The organism is Phenylobacterium sp. P4_E10 (assembly GCF_056401675.1).
In genome coordinates this window covers 156776-174134 of the sequence record NZ_JBFUIW010000001.1, presented here as the reverse complement: position 1 = coordinate 174134, position 17359 = coordinate 156776, and the positions used below count along the sequence as shown (strand labels likewise).

General features: G+C 66.8%; 17 protein-coding genes. 12 read left to right on the top strand and 5 right to left on the bottom strand.

The annotated features are described in order from the left end of the window. Positions 1-36 precede the first annotated feature (36 nt). Complete coding sequence (locus tag AC1DQJ_RS00870) at positions 37-2418, top strand: S9 family peptidase (RefSeq protein WP_477599326.1); 2382 nt, start codon at positions 37-39, stop codon at positions 2416-2418. A 74-nt stretch (positions 2419-2492) separates the two neighbouring features. After that, positions 2493-3047: a hypothetical protein gene (locus AC1DQJ_RS00865; RefSeq protein ID WP_477599324.1), complete on the top strand. Its 555-nt coding sequence runs from the start codon at positions 2493-2495 to the stop codon at positions 3045-3047. Positions 3048-3050: 3 nt separating this feature from the next. On the opposite strand, the gene AC1DQJ_RS00860 is transcribed toward AC1DQJ_RS00865, so the two are convergent. The 5 genes from AC1DQJ_RS00860 to AC1DQJ_RS00840 form a co-directional block, all read right to left on the bottom strand. Further along, a complete protein-coding gene (locus tag AC1DQJ_RS00860; RefSeq protein WP_477599322.1) occupies positions 3051-3572 on the bottom strand; it encodes a cold-shock protein in 522 nt (173 codons plus the stop codon). Positions 3573-3681: 109 nt separating this feature from the next. Beyond that, the gene (locus tag AC1DQJ_RS00855) at positions 3682-3855 is read right to left on the bottom strand and encodes a hypothetical protein (RefSeq protein ID WP_477599320.1); all 174 of its coding nucleotides are present in this window, start codon (positions 3853-3855) and stop codon (positions 3682-3684) included. A gap of 75 nt (positions 3856-3930) precedes the next feature. Next, entirely contained in the window at positions 3931-5067 is a 1137-nt protein-coding gene (locus AC1DQJ_RS00850) for an asparagine synthase-related protein (protein WP_477599318.1), read from the bottom strand. Between the two features lie 605 nt (positions 5068-5672). Beyond that, positions 5673-6320, bottom strand: a complete 648-nt coding sequence (locus AC1DQJ_RS00845; RefSeq protein WP_477599316.1) for a lasso peptide biosynthesis B2 protein — start codon at positions 6318-6320, stop codon at positions 5673-5675. Positions 6321-6564: 244 nt separating this feature from the next. Beyond that, a complete protein-coding gene (locus tag AC1DQJ_RS00840) occupies positions 6565-7389 on the bottom strand; it encodes a GntR family transcriptional regulator (RefSeq protein WP_477599314.1) in 825 nt (274 codons plus the stop codon). A gap of 88 nt (positions 7390-7477) precedes the next feature. On the opposite strand from AC1DQJ_RS00840, the gene AC1DQJ_RS00835 reads away from it, so the two are divergent. The 10 genes from AC1DQJ_RS00835 to AC1DQJ_RS00790 all read left to right on the top strand — a co-directional run bounded on the left by AC1DQJ_RS00835 (position 7478) and on the right by AC1DQJ_RS00790 (position 17358). Continuing rightward, positions 7478-8089, top strand: coding sequence for a helix-turn-helix transcriptional regulator (locus AC1DQJ_RS00835; RefSeq protein ID WP_477599312.1), 612 nt, complete (start codon positions 7478-7480; stop codon positions 8087-8089). Between the two features lie 126 nt (positions 8090-8215). After that, positions 8216-10102: a type IV secretory system conjugative DNA transfer family protein gene (locus tag AC1DQJ_RS00830; protein ID WP_477599310.1), complete on the top strand. Its 1887-nt coding sequence runs from the start codon at positions 8216-8218 to the stop codon at positions 10100-10102. Between the two features lie 139 nt (positions 10103-10241). Further along, positions 10242-10529 carry a hypothetical protein gene (locus AC1DQJ_RS00825; RefSeq protein ID WP_477599309.1) on the top strand — a complete coding sequence of 96 codons (288 nt, stop codon included), beginning with the start codon at positions 10242-10244 and terminating at the stop codon, positions 10527-10529. Next, positions 10529-11479, top strand: a complete 951-nt coding sequence (trbB, locus tag AC1DQJ_RS00820) for a P-type conjugative transfer ATPase TrbB (protein WP_477599307.1) — start codon at positions 10529-10531, stop codon at positions 11477-11479. Before AC1DQJ_RS00825 ends, trbB begins: the two co-directional genes overlap by 1 nt. A gap of 197 nt (positions 11480-11676) precedes the next feature. After that, positions 11677-12021, top strand: a complete 345-nt coding sequence (locus tag AC1DQJ_RS00815) for a helix-turn-helix domain-containing protein (RefSeq protein WP_477599306.1) — start codon at positions 11677-11679, stop codon at positions 12019-12021. After that, positions 12018-13346 (top strand): type II toxin-antitoxin system HipA family toxin, encoded by a 1329-nt coding sequence (locus AC1DQJ_RS00810; RefSeq protein WP_477599304.1) that lies wholly within the window; start codon positions 12018-12020, stop codon positions 13344-13346. The genes AC1DQJ_RS00815 and AC1DQJ_RS00810 overlap by 4 nt, the downstream gene beginning before the upstream one ends. A 295-nt stretch (positions 13347-13641) precedes the next feature. Beyond that, positions 13642-13962 carry a TrbC/VirB2 family type IV secretion system protein gene (locus tag AC1DQJ_RS00805; RefSeq protein WP_477599302.1) on the top strand — a complete coding sequence of 107 codons (321 nt, stop codon included), beginning with the start codon at positions 13642-13644 and terminating at the stop codon, positions 13960-13962. After that, positions 13962-14225 carry a VirB3 family type IV secretion system protein gene (locus tag AC1DQJ_RS00800; protein WP_477599301.1) on the top strand — a complete coding sequence of 88 codons (264 nt, stop codon included), beginning with the start codon at positions 13962-13964 and terminating at the stop codon, positions 14223-14225. The genes AC1DQJ_RS00805 and AC1DQJ_RS00800 overlap by 1 nt, the downstream gene beginning before the upstream one ends. A 9-nt stretch (positions 14226-14234) precedes the next feature. Beyond that, entirely contained in the window at positions 14235-16643 is a 2409-nt protein-coding gene (gene trbE / locus AC1DQJ_RS00795) for a conjugal transfer protein TrbE (RefSeq protein WP_477599299.1), read from the top strand. Next, on the top strand, positions 16609-17358 hold the full coding sequence (locus AC1DQJ_RS00790; protein WP_477599297.1) for a conjugal transfer protein TrbJ: 750 nt from the start codon (positions 16609-16611) through the stop codon (positions 17356-17358). The genes trbE and AC1DQJ_RS00790 overlap by 35 nt, the downstream gene beginning before the upstream one ends. The last annotated feature ends 1 nt before the right edge of the window (position 17359 follow it).

Below are 17359 nucleotides of genomic sequence, written 5' to 3'. Positions count from 1 at the left end.
AAGGGCCGATCCTTCCAAAATCCGAGGTCCTATCCCATGCGACTTTCTTCGCAGGTCGCGGCCCTGTGCCTGGCTGCGATCGCCGCTCCCGTCTGCGCCCGCTCCTTCACGGTCGAGGATCTGCTGGCGGCCGAGGAGTTCGGGCAGATGGCGTTCACGCCAGATGGTCGGCGGCTCGTCTTCGAACGGCTGGTCCCCTTCAAGGAGGCCGGACCGTTCGAATACGACGCTTACCCGCCGCTGCGACGCGGCCAGATCTATGTCGCGGAGGTCGCTTCCGATGCGCCTGCACGGTTGCTCCTGAAGGTTGGAGCCGCTGAAGGCCATACAGCCGGCCCGATCTCACCAAGCGGCAAATCCATGGTCGTGCTCCGCCTGAAGGGACGGAACTGGGAGGCCGGCGTCGTCACCCTGGCCAGCGGCGAGGTCCGCTGGCTGGGGGTGATCCCCGAGCTCGCCCAGCTTGGCCGGACCATGGCTTGGGCGTCGGACACTCAACTGGTCATCGCCGCGCGGCAGGACACGCCCCTGAGGCTTCGATCCGGCTGGCAGGCCCGCGAGGCGCTACAAGCCCTCTGGGCAGCGGCGGCCAGGGGCGAGGCGGCCCTCAGCGAAGTCAGTTCCAAGGGCGCCTTTGCCGGCGACACCACCCCGCGCGGGAGCTTGCTCCTTGTCGATGCCGCGAGCGGCAAAATCCATACCCTCGCCAGGGGCGACTTCTACGACCTGGAGATTTCCCCGGACGGCAAGCTGGTCGCGGCCATGGCCAGCCTTGAGGCCATCAAGCCCGACTCCGCGCCGCGAGTCGTCGCCACGCCCAATCGCCGGCGAAACCTCATCGTGGTCGATCTCAGTAACGGCGTCTCGACCACGCCCTGCAGCGACTGTGATCTCTCGCCCCACCTGATCGCCTGGTCGGCTGACGCCCGCGAGGTGCTGGTCCATGGCCGCCATCGGGGCCAGACCTGGCCGCAGGCGCGCCTATTGAGACTGACCTCGACCTCCGCCCTGCCGGTGGAGACAGGCGGCCTTGAGCTGGAGCTGGGCCAAACCACCGAAGGCCATGTCATCGCGCCGGCCGGCTGGCTCGCGGGCGCGCCGATCGCGCTCATGGCGCCGCCGGGCGCGCGGGCCGACTGGTATCAATTGACCCCCGACGGGCCGATCAACCTGACTGCGGCCATGCCCGCCCCTCCAAGCCCGCGGCTGCTGGCCAACGACGGCCGGGCGCTGTTCGCCGCCAGCGCCGGCCAGGTCTGGTGCGTCACGCCCTCCGGCGCCGCCGCCGTGGCGAACGATGCAGCGCCGCTCGGCGTCCAGGGGCTGTCCCTGAGCAGCCGTGAACGCCAGAACCTCGCCCCAAGCGTCGGCTGGTTTCGAACGCAGGCCAATGGGCGCTCGGTCCTGATCTCAACACGCGGCGACGTCGCCCCACTCTCTGGCGACCTGCGCGCCCGCCAGATCATCGCCGCGAAGGGCGCGTCCGCCTCCGTCCTCGCCCAGGCCTCGGGCGACCTCGACCTGCAGCTCTCATCGTCCAAGCAGAGGATCGTCATGAACCTCAACCGCGACTTCCGTGACATCGACTTTGCAAGCGTACGCGAGATCAAGAATGAGGGCCCGGACGGCGAGCTGCTCACGCACTATCTGCTGCTTCCGCCAAAGCCGCGCTCGGCCCTGCCGCCGCTGATTGTCGTTCCCTATCCCGGCCTGGAAGCCTATCCGCCGCCAAGACCCTACGGCGGCGGACCTGGCCGTTTCCCTGCCAACGCAGAGCTGATGGCGGCGGCTGGCTACGCCGTCCTGGTCCCGGCCCTTCCCCGACCCAAGGGCGCTGAGCCAGGCGAAGGGCTCGCAGACCAGATCCTGGAGGCGGTGGATCTGGCCGGTGCCCAGGCGGGCGGGTTCGATGGATCCCACCCGATCCTCTGGGGCCAGAGCTTTGGCGGCTACAGCGTGCTGATGGCCGCGACGCAGAGCGACCGGTTCGCCGCAATCATCGCCTCGGCCGCGCCCACCAATCTTTCCAGCGTCCGTGGGGCCTTCGACCCCCATGGGGAGGCACGGCCCCAGGATGCTCTTAGCGCCTATCTGCTGGGTTGGTCGGAGGACGGTCAGGCCGGCCTGCGGGCGAGCCCTTGGGAAGCCCCAGACCTCTATGTACGCAACAGCCCGGTCTTCCTGTCTGGGCAGATCACGACCCCGGTGCTGCTGATCCACGGCGACATCGACTTCGTGCGGCTCAGCCAGGCCCAGGAGATGTTCATGGCGCTGGCCAGGCAGGCCAAGGACGTCACCTTGATCACCGCGCACGGCGAGGGCCACGTCATCTCCTCGCCGGGCAATGTTCGCGAAATCTACGCGCGCGCATTCCGGTGGCTTGCTCATCGCTCCGCCTCGCGCCAAGCGGAGCCTTAGGGGCGATTGCGCGTTGGGGTAGTTGGCGCGGTGGAGGTTGCCGTGGCCGCCCTTCGCGTGGTCCGGAGAGCCCAATGGACGTGCCCTGCGCCATCATGATCGCGGTGTTTTGCCTGCCGCAGGCTAGCCTGAAGCTGGAGGTGAAGGACGACGACTCCGGATCGATGGCGTTGATCAGCTTTGCCGGCGTGCGGGCCTCGATCGTTCTGCCAACCGATGAAGAAGCCCCTCCGCGCGGCGAACTCGGGCAGCAGCTCTGCGTCGAGCAGTCACTTTGCATCCCCTACGCGGCGCGCGTGCGCGACGACGTCAGCTCCGTGGAATTGCTCGTCGCGGGCGCGGACGGGCGCGAGCACTTCATCCAGTTCAAGGGCCCGCTCGAACAGATCGCCGCGCTCTCTGGCCGCATTCTCCTGGCTTACGAGCACCAGGGTCGTCGCTCGCTTGTCCCTTTGAGCGACTTCACCGTCGCTCGCGCCCCGGCGGAGCCCTCTGAGGGCGTGCAGGAGGCTCCGCCCGGCGACGCGCAAGAGGGCATGCCCGACGGGCCTCGCGACGCCTTGACCGGTGATAGAACCGTAGTGCTGCCGGACGAGCCGCCCGAAGAGACGCCCTGGCCGCGCCCCTAGGGTTTACTCGAAGCGGAGATTGACCGCGGCCATCTTGCCCGTGCGCCGATCAGCTTCCAGATCGAAGGCGAGCTCCTGACCATCGTTGAGGGTTCCAAGGCCCGCGCGCTCGACCGCCGAGATGTGCACGAAGATGTCGCCGCCGCCTTCGCTGGGCTGAATGAAGCCAAACCCCTTTGTGGGGTTGAACCACTTCACGACGCCGCTTCCCGAGCCGGCCGACGCCCGCCCGCCGGAGGCGCCGCCCTGCGGCTGCCTCGGCGGACTGCGATCGTCCCGACGCGGGCCCCCGCCGCCACGGGAAGGCGTGCCTCGCGCAAGCACCCGCAGAGAGACGGCGGTCTCCTTGCCCGAACGCCGGTCACGTTCGATCTCGAAGGCCACTTCGTCGTTTTCGCCCAGATCATCCATGCCGCTGTCATGCAGGGCGGAAATGTGGACGAAGATGTCTCCCCCGCCGTCATTGCGTGAAATGAACCCAAACCCCTTGGCCTGGTTGAAAAATTTGACGACGCCGTCCGCCATCTGACCCTCCGAAAACGCTCCAAACCCTCTAGCGGGCGAGCGCTCGGTTAGAAAGCTTGGTCTCAATGGAAGGATCTTAGGCTCGCGGGACCCCCCAATGCAGCCGGCGCTAGTCGGCCACGCCCCCACGCAGCGGATCGGCGCCATCAAGCAGCATGATGTGCTGACGTTGGCGGCGCACGCCCTCGGCGATCTCCTCGCGGCTCCGACGAACCTGGGACGATGTCGAAGGGCTCTTGGACCGATCGCGAGCGGGCATCTGGCTGGCGTTTCGGGACTTCATATCCTCTCCATGGCGTCTACGCCGACGGCCATTTGCCCCTCGGCAAAATGCGGAACACCTTCACCGCAAATAGGTTCAGCCGAAGGCTGGCGTCTCACTCGACGGGCAACGCTCATTCAGCTGCGCAACTCCCTCCCAGGCGCGCACCCAAAGCTCGACGGCCGTCAGCCCCATGATGGCGCCATAGCCCCCGCGCCAGGCGAGGTGCTCGCGGGTCAGCATGCGGTCCAACACCTCCACATTCAGCAGTCCTTCCTGAGCGAGCCGCCCCTCAATCAGGAGAGCCCGAAGGCTGGGCAGCCCCGAGGCGATCGCGCGGCCATAGTGGGAGGTCAGCCTTCCCTTTCCCTGTCGGGTCGCCACGGAGGCTGGCAATCGCGAAGCAAAGGCGGTCCGCGCCAGGGCGCGGTCGTGGCCGCCGCAGGTGAGGTCCTTCACCCGGATCGGCAGGCAGTATTCCATGACCGGTTGGCTAAGCAGCGGATGGCGCAGGCGAGCGGCCGCGCCCCTGCGGCTGGCGCCCGAAAGCGAGAGCGCGGCGGCAAGACACCGCGCCTGCAGGGCCTTAGCGGGCGGCAGGCCGCCCAGGTCCTCGAGCCAGGGATGAATTGGCGCGCCCGACGCCAGCTTCCAGGCCTTGGCGGAGAGATGAGCGGGCTTGTCCCTTTCCGGCGCCCGGCCCAAGCGAGCGCCGAGCGCCTCGCCCAGGACGCGCCAGACCGAGCAGCCCAGTCGCCTGGCGAGCACCGCGAGCATCCCTGCGTTCGGGCCCTGCCCCATGGCGTCGGCCGCGATGAGCGCGGTCGGCGCCTGGAAGAAGACGTGGTCGCCGCCTTGGCCCGTGAGCAGCGTATCTGCGCCCATGCTGATGCATCGCGCGGCCACGTCCAGGTCGTGCTCAAAATCCAGCGCGTTGAACCCTGGCCGGGCGCCGCCTGCCGCAGACGCCAGCGCAGCCAGATCAAGGCTCGGCGCCGGCTTCTCGATCTCGGCGAGCTTAAGACCGTTGAGGTCAGCGACGGCCCGGGCGTAAGTGCGCTCGTCACCGCCAAGTTCGGCGCTGAAATAGTTGAGGCCTTCCGCCGCCTTGCCTGTCGCCCGCAGCGCGCTGGCGACGATGGCCGAGTCCAGCCCGCCCGAGAGCTCGATCAGGCTCTTCTCGCCGGCAAGCGCTCCGACGACCTCATCGACCAGATCAGGCAACTCGGCCATGGCCTGTAGCCTCGATGGCGCGCGCGCGCCTGCGGCCAGCGCCGGCGTCCAGATCGCCTGTCGCGGGCTCGTCGGTGACCAAAGGACGCCGGGCGCTAGTCCCTCGACGCCTTTGAGAGCGACGCCAGCTGAGGCAAGGACCGGGTCGCAGAGCATCGCGGCGACCAGGCCCCAGTCTATCGCGAGCTCCAAGGGCATCCAGGGCCTGAGCCAGGCCGGCAAGTCGTCTGAAATCAGGAGCGCCTCGTCTGCGCGCCAGACCAGGCCGTCGAGGCCGCCGCCAGGATCACGAAGGATGCAAGGCAGGCCCGCCCTCTCGCCCGCCAGGAGGGCGACATAGGATCCCCAGATCTGATTGCTTAGCCTGCGCGCCTGCTCAGCAACATTCGAGGTCTTCCGTTCGAGGGCGCCGGCCCTCCCGACAGCTTCCCCGATAAGAACGCCACCGCCCAAGACGCGAATGGGCGGCGCAAATCGTCCCCCGCACGCCACGAAGATGTTGGACGTGGCCATCTGCGAAGACCAATCCCTGGGCAGGGCTCCGACGAGCGCGCCGACCCATGTGGGCGGGGACTGCTCGCCAGGCCAGGCGACTGCGAGGTAGCTCACGGCTCGAGCGCCAGAATGGGCGCAAAGCCGCGGACATGCTCGACGTGGTCGCCCAGAACCAGATCGCCGGCCTGAAGCCAGCAATGGGCTTCGAAGGTGTAGGTCTGCACGCCGAACACCCAGCTGGCCGAGAGGCCGCGCCGGCGCAGAAAGGCTAGCAGATAGAAGCTGCGGTAGAGGCAAACGCCTTGCGCCGGAACCCAGGGCAGCATCCGCCCGAAGGCTCGCGCGGCGGGGATGAGCCAAGGCTCCTCCGAGCAAATGCCCGTTCCCCTCGCCTCCACGCCTTCGATCATCTGTCCGAACGGGACGCGCCAATAGGTAACGGCCATGCCGGCGAGGGCCGCCAGCATGGCGCCCACGTCGGAGATGCGTAGGGATGTGCTGCCCGCGAAAGTCAGGTCCCGCTCGGCGGGCGCGACCGCATGCCTTGGCGCGCCCTCACCCTCCTCCACCGCGCCGATCTGCATGAGCCCCTCGGCCAAGTCCTTGTCGAAGATCGCAACGGAGGAGTTCCCAGGACTTAGGCCAACCAGAGGCGCGCAGCCTGGCAGGCAGGCGTACGAACCGGCCTTGGTGTCGAGCAGGATGAGGTCTTCGCCGCAGCAGGCGGCGAAGGTGCGGGACGAGAATCGAAGGCTCATGGGGAGGTCCTGCCGAGGACGCGAGCGCCGTCCCGGGACGGCGCTCGCTTAGTCGACTTACGGATGGGGCTGGTAATCCAGCTCGAAATCGGCCCCGACAATGCCGCGGGTCAGAGCCTTGGCGTCGCCGAAGGTAATGAGCAGGAACTTCGAGGACATGATCGCCTCCTGGTTAGGGTTCGTCGCGTCAATGCGACGGCCCAAGGAAGCGTTCGCGACCACGTTGATTCAAACTATATATCGCCTATAGCGAGACTATATTTTCCGCAGCTTCGGATGTCAGGTTCCGCAGGGCTGCGATGATCGCCTGACTCCTGGCCAGACGGCGAAGGTGATAGGCGGCCAGGGCTGGTTTGAGGGCCTCCGGATGGCGCAGGGACACCAGCTCCTTAAGTTCCTGGTCGAGGTCGCAGAGGACTCGCGCCTCAGCCAATCTCGGCGCGGCGAGCCGGTCCGCCAGGAGACGATTGGCCCGAACCAACGCAGCGTTATCGCTCTGACGGACGATCTGGGCGAACAGAGCTTCGGCGTCCTCGAGCGCCTCCTCGTGCACCGGGACAAGGCCGCCGGGCCTGACGCCGGCGCGCTCGAGCGCGAAATTGAGATGCTCGCCTTGCAGCTCGTAGAGTTCGGCGAGATCGACCACATCCAGTCGCCAGGCGAAGTACCCTTGCCCGCGCCGCTCCTCGATCAAGCCCTCGCCTGCGAGGCGCGAGAGGGCCTCGCGCACAGGCGTCGCGCTAAGATCCAGGTCCTGGGCGAAATCGGTGATCGCCAGACGCTCGCCATGCACATAGCGGCCCGCGCGCACCCTGCTCCGGATAGCGGCCAGGGCCTCGCCGAAAGGATCACGAACTCTCTGCATCTCGTCGCTTAACGGCCCCCGCGCTGCCTCGCCCGATGGTTGTCGCCTGTCGCGCAGGGTGGGTAGAGATGGAAGCGCGGAAAATACCGTAGGCGGACGGAATCGCCCCCCGACCCGCTCGGCGGCCGAATATACGCAAACTTCTTTCGTAACCCGAAGTCCCTGCCCGCAAGGATTTTCGACCAATGGGATCGCCGACTTCACGGCGCCCCGCCCCCACGCAATTGCAGGGGCGCGCGTCTTGGCGAAATCGGCTATCGATGGGGAGTCGACAGCCGGAGGTTGCGAACGCATGGGCAGAGGCCTTGGCGAACGCGAAATCCTATCGAGCGCTTTGGAGCAGATCCGCCTTCGCCGCGGACTGCGCCGGCGCGATATCGCACGCGCGATGGGTATGACGCTCCGGACCTACGAGAACTTCGAAAGCGGACGCGGACCGATGACCTACGATCGGCTCGCCGCGTTCTCGAGCGCCACCGACAGCGACGTGGTCGCCTTGCTGCTCTGCCGCCACCTGGGCGATCCGGGCATTGCGCTGGCCTGCGCCGATAACAAGGCCGCCGCTATCGCGCTGTCCGCCCTGGAGGAGATCGACGCTGGCCTTCCCGCCGGCCTGGCAGGGCTGACTGCGGCCAGTCTCGTCAGCGCCTTCGAACTGGCCCGTATTGGAGCGCTCGCCGGGCCTGGGGCCGATGGCGACCTAGACCCCATGCTCGCACCGCGCCAGGTGGAGTGCCTGAGGTGGGTACAGGCCGGCAAGAGCTCCTACGCCATCGGCGCGATCCTGGGCATATCTCAGCACACGGTCGACGACTACATCCGCAAAGCCTGTACGCGGCTGGGCGTCAGCACCCGTATTCAGGCGGTCTCCCGGGCCATTGGCCTGGGCCTGCTCTCTCCTTGAGGTCGCTCAAAGGCCGCCCCCAAGACTTGAGGGGTCGCCGATCAAGCGACCTCTCCCCGACATTCTTACCATGGGTTGAGAAACCTGGGTGGGACACGCCATGTCGAGGGCAAGGAACGTGTGGTCATGAGCGCAGCGCTTCGGCTGACCTGCGCCGCCGCGGGGCTCGTGGCTGGGCTTCAGGGCGCCAGCCAGTTCATCGGCTGGTCCTTCGACTGGTCTGCGGGCTTGGGGCCGGGCCTTCCCGTGGGCGGCGAAGCTCGGCTCTACCCGCCTTGGGCGGCGCTCGCCTGGCGAGGTCTGATCGAACATGAGCACCCCAAGGTCTGGCGCGCGAGCGCCTGGCTGGTGGTGCTGGGCGGCGCGGCGGGCCTTGGCCTGGGTTTTGCGATGGAGACTCCCCACGCGCGACGGCCCGCCAGCTGGGGCGGCCTTCGTGAAGCACGTCGCTCAGGCCTGCGCCATCTCGATGGCTGCATCCTGGGCGAACTGAGGGGAAGGCTCCTAGCGACCCAGGACATGCGTCCCAGTCTGGTTACCGGCGGCACGCGCTCGGGCAAGGGTCGCGGCCATGTTGTGCCGACGCTGCTGAGTTGGCGACAAAGCGTCCTGGTCCACGATCCCAAGGGCGAGCTTTGGTCGCTGACCTCAGGATTTCGTGCACGGCTGTCGCACACCTTCTTCTTCGATCCGCGCTCAGCGGGCACGGCGCGCTGGAACCCGCTCGCCGAGATCGCGCCAGGCGAAGGCGAGATCGCCCAGGTCCAGCGCCTTGTGGCCATCCTCTCTGATCCTGGCGGCGTTCGAGACGACGAGGCGATCTGGGACAAGGCCGCCTGCGAAATCCTCGAGGCCGTCGTCCTGCACGTCCTCTATGTGAGCGAAGACGGCGCCAAGACCCTGATCACCGTGCGCGGGATGCTGGCCGATCTCGACGCCAGCGCCGAACGCATGCTGCGCACCGGGCACCTTAAGGGCACGGACGGCGAGCCCTGCTGCCATCCCTTCATCGCCATCGCAGTGAAGGGTTACGTCGCCATGCACGATCGCTTCCGCACTTCGGTCCAGGGTACCGCGCGCTCCTATCTGAAATGGCTGGCGGGGACAGACGTCGACCGCGCGCTTGGCGCCTCCGACTTTTCGCTATCGGACCTCATGTGCGCCGATCGGGCGGTCTCGCTCTACGTCCAGCTGGCCCCGGCCGATGCAGCCGCCCTTCGCCCGCTGGTCCGCCTTATCTTCCATACAGCGACGCAGGCTCTGACGACGAAACCCGACGCCGACGCCCTTGGCCGGGCCAAGCGCCATCGCCTGCTGCTGGTGATGGACGAGTTTCCACTGCTGGGCCGGTTGGAGTTCTTCGAAAAGAGCCTGCGCCTGATGAGCGGCTATGGCCTCAAGGCCATGTTCGTCGCCCAAAGCCTGAACGACATCGTCGAGACCTATGGCCCCAACAACTCGATCCTGGATAACTGCCACACGTTCTGCGCCTTCTCCGCACTCGATCCCCTGACGCAGGAAAAGGTGAGCCGCCTGTCTGGAACCGACCTGCGCGGCCAGGTCAGCCAGAGCAGCCCGCAGTTCCCCGACGCAGGGCGGCGCACGATCAGCATCGCGCAGGTCGAGCGCGCACGGCTTGCGCCTGGCGAAATCGGCTCACTCCCAGACAGGGATCAGATCATCTTCACGCCAGGCGCCAGACCGATCCTGGCGCGCAAGCTCCGCTATGATCAGCGCCAACCCTTCAAGCAGCGCTCCCAGCAGCCTGCGCCTGATCAGGGGGACAGCGCCCCCGACGTCCCGCCAAGGCGTCCCCATCCCTGGCTTGGACGGCGCGCCGTCGGCTTATCGGCCGCGCAAAACCTGCCGCTCTTCAAAGAAGCCGAAGCTGCGATTGCCGACAAGCGCACCGTCGCGAGGGTCGCCGAAGTATTTGACCATCTGGCGCGGGACTATGCGGCCCAGGAAGCGGCCCTCGATCACCTGAAAGGAATGGGAAGTGGCAAGGATTGAGCCTCGCACCGCACGCGTCCAGGTCTATCTCACCGATCCGAAGCTGTTCTCGGCGCTTAATCGAGAAGCCCGCCAAGGCAGGCTGCCACTCAGCCAGGCCGCAGGGCGGGCGATCGCCAGGGGACTTAATCGCAGCGCCATGCCGGACGCCGACGACCGCCTCCTGCAGCTTGAACGCTCCTTGCGCGATCACATGCGCTCCACCGCCCGCGACGTTGTGATCATTCAAGAGCTGCTGGTCGAGCTCGCGCGGGCCTTCTTCCTGCGCTTGCCCGATGCGGCCATCGACAATGATCCGACGGTTAGGGCAGCTGTTGAACGGCGCATCGAGCGTCTGCTTGAGGCGACTCTTGCGCGCATTGTCGCCGGCGGCTCCTATTCGGTCCGCGCGGGAGATGAGGCCCAGTCTCAGTCGGCGGCGCCCTAGTGCAGGCCCACCCGATCGTCCTTGAGCGCAAGCTTGAGGCCCTGCGCCATGCACTGGGTGAAAGGGTGCTGGCCGCCCTCGTCGATCCTTGCGTCGTTGAGATCCTGGTCAATCCAGATGGAAGGTTGATCCTGGACATCGTCGGCGAAGGTCGCTGCGACACCGGAGAGGTCATTTCCGCCGAGGCTCGGGAGCGCACCGTTCGCCTCATCGGCGACCATGTCGGCGAGAGCGTTGGCCCGCACGCCCCGCGCCTTAGCGGCGCGCTGCCGACGGGCGAGCGTTTTCAAGGCGTGCTCGCACCAGTCTGCCGCCAGCCGGCCTACGCCATTCGTAAGCGCCCCGCCCTGATCTTCGGACTGGACCATTATCTGGCGGAAGGCTCGATCACGCCGGCCCAGGCGGCGGTCCTGCGCGAAGCCGCCAGCCAGCGCTGCAACATCCTGATCAGCGGCGGGGCCGGATCTGGCAAGACCACGCTCGCCAACGCGATCCTGGCTGAACCGGCCTATGCGCAGGATCGGATCATCCTGATCGAGGACGTTCCGGAGCTGCAGTGTTCGTCATGGGATGTCCTTGCCCTGCTGACCCGACGCCCACCCCATCCGGTCACGATCGGCGACCTGGTGCGCGATGCATTGCGCCTACGGCCCGACCGCATCGTCGTCGGCGAACTGCGTGATGGCGCTGCGGCTCTCGAGGCGCTCAAGGCCTGGAACACCGGCCATCCCGGCGGCCTTGCGACTCTGCACGCCAACTCAGCCCACGAGGCGATCGCCCGGATGGAGGACCTGCTCGGCGAGGTCCTCGCTGCGCCCGCGAACTCGCTCGTGACCGGGGCCATCGACCGCATCGTTCATATCGCGCGAACCCGGCAAGGCCGCAGAGTTGAGGAAATCCTCGCCGTGTCGAAGACAGGTCGCGGTCACGGCGCGGTCAAACTGGCTTAGAAGCCTTCCATGGGTGTGAATTCCATCGAATTGTTAAAGCCAATATATGGGTTTTTATGGTGCGTTTTCGCTATAACCGTCAATATGTTGCACTTTAAATGCACTTCAAGCCGTTCACGATTGATTGGCCCTTAAAAGCCACTATATGAGCGCTTATAAGACATATGCCGTATAAGCACCCATAGGTGGGCTCTTACATGTCGATTTCAGAAGCCAAGCTGCAGACACAGGCCGCCCAGCTGGGAGCCCGGCTCGCCGCCTATCGGCTCAACCGTAACCTGACCCAGCGCCAGTTGGCGCAGGACGCGGCAGTATCCCTCAACACGCTTCGCCGCCTTGAGGACGGCCAGAACGTATCCCTCGACACGCTGATGAGGGTGTTGGAGGCCTTGGATCTTGGAGAGCGACTGGAAGCGCTGACTCCGCCGGCCGACGTGCGCCCCGTTGATCGGGTCCGGATGGCCGCCCGGGCTGAACGCAAACGCGCGCGCCCAGCTCAGCCCAAGCCAGCCGCGCCCTGGAAATGGGGTGACGAGGCGTGACCGACGCTGTCATCCGCCTCTGGGGACGGGACATCGCCGCCGTAACCTGGCCCAAGGATCGCGACTACGCGGTGTTCCAATACACCCCCGAGTTCGTGGAAAGCGGCATCCTGGTCGCACCGCTGACCATGCCGCCGCAACTGGCCCCCTATGACTTTCCGACCCTTCCGCGGGCAGCGTTCAAGGGGTTGCCGGGGCTGCTGGCCGACTCGCTTCCCGACAAATACGGCAACGCCCTGATCGATGCCTGGCTGGTGCGCCAAGGTCGCGATGCAGCCACCTTCAATCCCGTCGAGCGGCTTTGCTACATCGGGACCAGGGGGATGGGGGCCCTTGAGTTCCACCCGACCCTGCTCAACGGGGCAGACCGGTCACGACGCCTTCAGATCGAGGCTCTGGTCGAACTCGCCAATCAAGTTCTAAACCAGCGAACCGACCTTCGGGGCGTGCTGGGGGGGGCCGACGACCACGACACCCTCGAAGAGATCCTCCGCGTGGGCACGTCCGCCGGCGGCGCGCGCGCCAAGGCCGTCCTGGCCTGGAACGAGAGGACGGGCGAGTTCCGATCGGGCCAGGCGCCGATCGCGCAGGGCTTCACCTATTGGCTCATGAAGTTCGACGGGGTGAGCAATAACCGCGACAAGGAGCTGGCCGATCCCCAGGGCTTTGGCTTGATCGAGTACGCGTTCTACAAGATGGCGCTCGACGCTGGCATCGAGATGTCCGAGTGCCGCCTGCACCGCGAAGGCGGCCGCAGCCATTTTATGACGAAGCGCTTCGACCGCACCGAAAGCGGCGCAAAGCTGCATATGCAGTCGCTCGCCGCCCTTCGACATTTCGACTTCAACGCCGCCGGCGCCTACAGCTACGAACAAGCGGTGGAGACAATTCGAAGGCTGGGCCTGGGGGCGCAGGCCGTGGACCAGCAGTTCCGGCGCGCGCTCTTCAACCTCTTCATTCGAAACCAGGACGACCACGTCAAGAACATCGCTTTCCTGATGGACCGCGCGGGCCACTGGAGCCTCTCGCCGGCCTTCGATGTCGCTTACGCCTACAACCCGTCAGGGCCCTGGACGAGCGCTCACCAGATGACCTTCAACGGCAAGCGTGACGGGTTTAGCCTCGAGGACCTTGTCGAGTTCGGCGCCTTCTGCGGCTTCAAGCGCCGCAAGAGCATCGCGGTCGCCAGCGAAATCGCCGACCGCGTCCGCCAGTGGCCCGTCTATGCAAGCGCGGCGGGCGTGCACGAACCTGACGCTGAGCGGATCGGCAAGGCGCTCCGGCTCGATTTGGCGCCAGCCGCCCCAGCAACCGAGCAGCCATAGCGCGCTCAAAGCACCGCTTGGGTTTGGGAAACGCTGCTTTCGATTGCCCCCGCTCGCTCACTACCCCTTGAATTATATGAACTAACGAGCCAGGACGCGGCGCGAAATCGCGGGTTCTAGCCGGCTTGACCGCGACGCTTGTCCAGATCGCGCATAAGTCACGGAAAAGTCCCGGAAAACTTGCCAACAAGTCACTGTTTTTGTTGATATTTTTTGATTGACTTAACGACCACCTGGCGCTTGCCTTGAGTCGTCGCCGCCTCGTTTGCGGCGCTCAGCGAAGGAACTCACACACATGCGCAAATCGGTTTTGCGCGGCCTTGGCGCCGCGTTGGCGACCTGCGGCCTGGCGCTGGCGCGGCCGGCCCTGGCGGCCGGGACTCAGATGCCCTGGGAAGGGCCCCTGCAACAGGTCGTCGACTCCATCACCGGGCCGGTAGCCCAGGCCGCCGCTGTCGTGGCCGTAGTGATCTTCGGGGCGGGCGTAGCCATGAGCGAGAGCGGCTCTGGCATGCGGCGGGGCGTCGGCATCCTCTTTGGGATTTCCATCGCCTTCGCCGCCTCGACCTTCTTCCTCGACTTCTTCGGCTTCTCCGGCGGCGTCGAGATCGGCTGATGCAAGCGCGTCCTGAAGGCTTCGAACTTCCGCTCGCACAGGCCCTGGCCGAGCCGGTGCTGCTGGCGGGCGCGCCGCGTGACTACGCCGTGCTCATGGGCACGCTGGCGCTGGTGCTGGGCCTGGCCCTTCGCATCTGGTGGCTCGGCCTCCTCTGGTGGGCGCTCTCCCATGCGCTTGGCGTCTACGCCGCGCGCCGCGATCCGCGCTTCTTTGAGATCGCCCGCCGCCACCTTGCGCTTCCGGCGCATCTGGACGCGTGAGGCCGGGCAATGCGTTTCCTTGAGGAATATGGCCGCCGGCCCGCCGCCCTCGCCGACCACCTGCCTTGGGCGGCGCTGGTCGCGCCCGGCGTGATCCTGAACAAGGACGGCTCCTTCACGACGGGCTTTTGCTTCCGCGGCCCGGACCTGCAGTCCTCCACCGAACACGAACTCATGGCGGTGCGCGCGCGCCTCAACAACGCCCTTCGCCGGCTCTCCACCGGCTGGTGCCTGCACATCGAAGCGCGCCGCCGCCGCGCCGACCCTTATGAAACCGGCAGGTTCAAAAGCACGCTCGGCCAGCTCCTCGATGAAGAGCGACGGCACGTATTCGACGCCGCCGAACCGGCGTTCGAGACCGACTATCTGGGCGCTCTGACCTGGCTGCCGCCGCGGGAGGAGACAGCCGTTCTCGAGCGCTGGCTGCTGGACGGCGTCTCGCGAATGGGCCGCGACTGGCGTGCCAGTCTTGAGAGCTTTTCGCGTGAAGCCTCGGGTATTATTGATCTTCTCTCTGAAGCGCTCCCCCATGCGCAAGGCCTGGACGATGGCGCACTCTTGACCTGGCTGCATGCCTGCGTCTCGACATCGAACCTGCCGATCGCTCCGCCGCAGGCGCCGATATTTCTCGACGCCCTGCTTGCCGACAACCACCTTAGCGGCGGCCTGGCGCCGCGGCTTGGCGGCCAGACGCTGAAGGTCATCTCCGTGCGCGGGCTGCCGGCGGCCACGCGCCCTGGCCTGCTCGATGCGCTTGGCGACCTTTCCTTCGAGTATCGCTGGTGTTCGCGCTGGATCGCGCTCTCCAAAGATGAGGCGGAACTCGAGATCGCCCGCATTCGCAAGCGCTGGTTCGCCAAGCGCAAGGGCGTGGGAACGCTGCTGCGCGAAGCCATCACCCGCGAAGAAGTTCCCCTGCTGGACACCGACGCGGCGGCCAAGACCAGCGAATGTGACGGCGCTCTCGAGGCGCTCGGCGCCGAGACCTGCGCCTTCGGCTACCTGACTATGACCGTGACGCTCACTGACCCAGATCCGGGCATGGCCGCCGCCAAGGCCCGCCAGGTGGAGGCCGCCCTCAATGCGCGCGGCCTGGTGGCGCGCGAGGAGGACTTCAACGCTGTCGAGGCCTGGCTGGGATCCCTGCCGGGCGAGCCCTATGCGGATGTCCGCCGCCCCCTGGTCTCAACCCTCAATCTCGCCGACCTGCTCCCAGTCTCGGCGGTCTGGGCAGGTCCCCCGGCCGACGAGGCTCTGAACGCCCCGCCGCTCGCTACCGCCCGCACTGCCGGCGCAACGCCCTTCCGCCTTGTCGTCCATGTCGGCGATGTCGGCCACGCCATGGTCGTTGGTCCCACCGGATCAGGCAAAAGCGCCCTGCTGGCGTTCCTGGCGCTGCAGTGGGGGCGCTATGAGCGCGGACGGGTCGTCTTCTTCGACAAGGGACGCTCGGCGCGTGCTGCGACCCTGGCGGCGGGAGGGATCTGGCGCGCGCTCGAGCCAGGGGCGGTTGCGCCCTTGCAGCCGCTTGCACGCATCGATGAGGAAGCTGAGCGCGCGTGGGCGGCCGAATGGCTTGAGGACCTGGCGATATCTACCGGCCTCGAACTATCGCCGGGCCGCCGGGAGGTGATCTGGACAGCGCTCTGCGCGCTTTGTCAGGCGCCGCCGCAGCAGAGAACCATCAGCGTCTTCTGCGCCCTGGCTCAGGACCGGGAGCTGAGTTCAGCGCTCGCCCCGTTCACGCTTGCAGGGCCCTATGGCGCGCTCCTCGACGGCGACCGAGAGGCCCTGGCGCCCGGGGCGTTCGACACTTTCGAGCTTGAGAATCTGATGGGCTCGCGCGGCGCGCTGGCGCCCACGCTGACCGCCCTCTTCCATCTGCTTGAGCGCGACTTCGATGGCCGCCCGGTCCTGCTGGTCCTCGACGAAGCCTGGCTCTTCCTCGACCAGCCGCGTTTCGCCGCCAAGATCCGAGAGTGGCTGAAGACCCTGCGCAAGAAGCGGGTAGCGGTCATCTTCGCCACCCAGAGCCTCGATGACGTCGCCCGCTCCCCCATCGCCGCCAGCCTGATCGAAAGCTGCCCGACGCAGATCTTCCTGCCCAATCCTCGCGCCCTCGAGCCGGCGAGCTCCGAGCTCTACAGCGCTTTTGGCCTGAACGAGCGGCAACTGGAGCTGATCGCCTTTGCACCCCCCAAGCGCTCCTACTACTGGCGCCAGCCCCAGGGGCGGCGGCTCTTCGACCTGAAGCTCACCGGCGCGGCGCTCAGCATCTGCGGCGCTTCCAGCCCGCAGGACCAGGCCCTGATCGACCAGGTGCTGGCTCACGCCGCGCCGGGCGACTTCGCCCGCGAATTTCTCAAAGCCAAGGGACACCAGAATGTCGATGATCTCTTCGACGCCTTCGCATCCTAGGCGGCGCAAGACCGCCCTCGCACTGGCGCTGATCGCGCTGGCGGCGGCCGGCCCGGCCAGCGCGCAGCTCACCGTCTTCGACCCGGCCAACCACATCGAAAACGCCCTGCAGACGGCCCATCAGCTGCAAAGCCTCACCAATGAGGCGCAGATGTTGATCAACCAGGCGCGCGAGCTGGCGGCGTCTCCCTACAGCCACCTGATCGAGGCTTCGCAGACGCTCAAGGACATGGCCGATCTGGCCAAGAGCGTTCGCGGGATCGCCTCTGACATCGGCGCCCTGGAAAGCCAGTTTGAAGATCTCTACCCAGCGCTGGTCGAGGGCCTGGATCCCGAGGATGCCCTCGCCCAGGCGAGCGCAAGAACAGCGACGGCGCGCGCCAGCGCCCTGGACCTTGCCGCCACGGCTGCAGAGCTGGAAAGATTGAGCCAGGGCCGCAGCGGGCGTTTGCAAGGCGCTCTCAGCGCCAGCCAGGCCGCCAGCGGCCAGACTGCGGCCATTCAGTCCAGCACCCAGATGCTCGGCGTCCTGGCCGAAGACCTTGGCTCCATGCGCACAGTGCTGCTCGCCCAGTCGCGGCTGATGGCGCAGGACGCAGCGCAACGCGCGGCCGATCGGGCCGCCGGCGAGGAAGCGCGGCGCCAGTACTATGGCCACAGCGCCGGCCAGATCGCCGCGCCGTCCTTCGATCCCTTCCCCAACGCTCGGCCGTAAG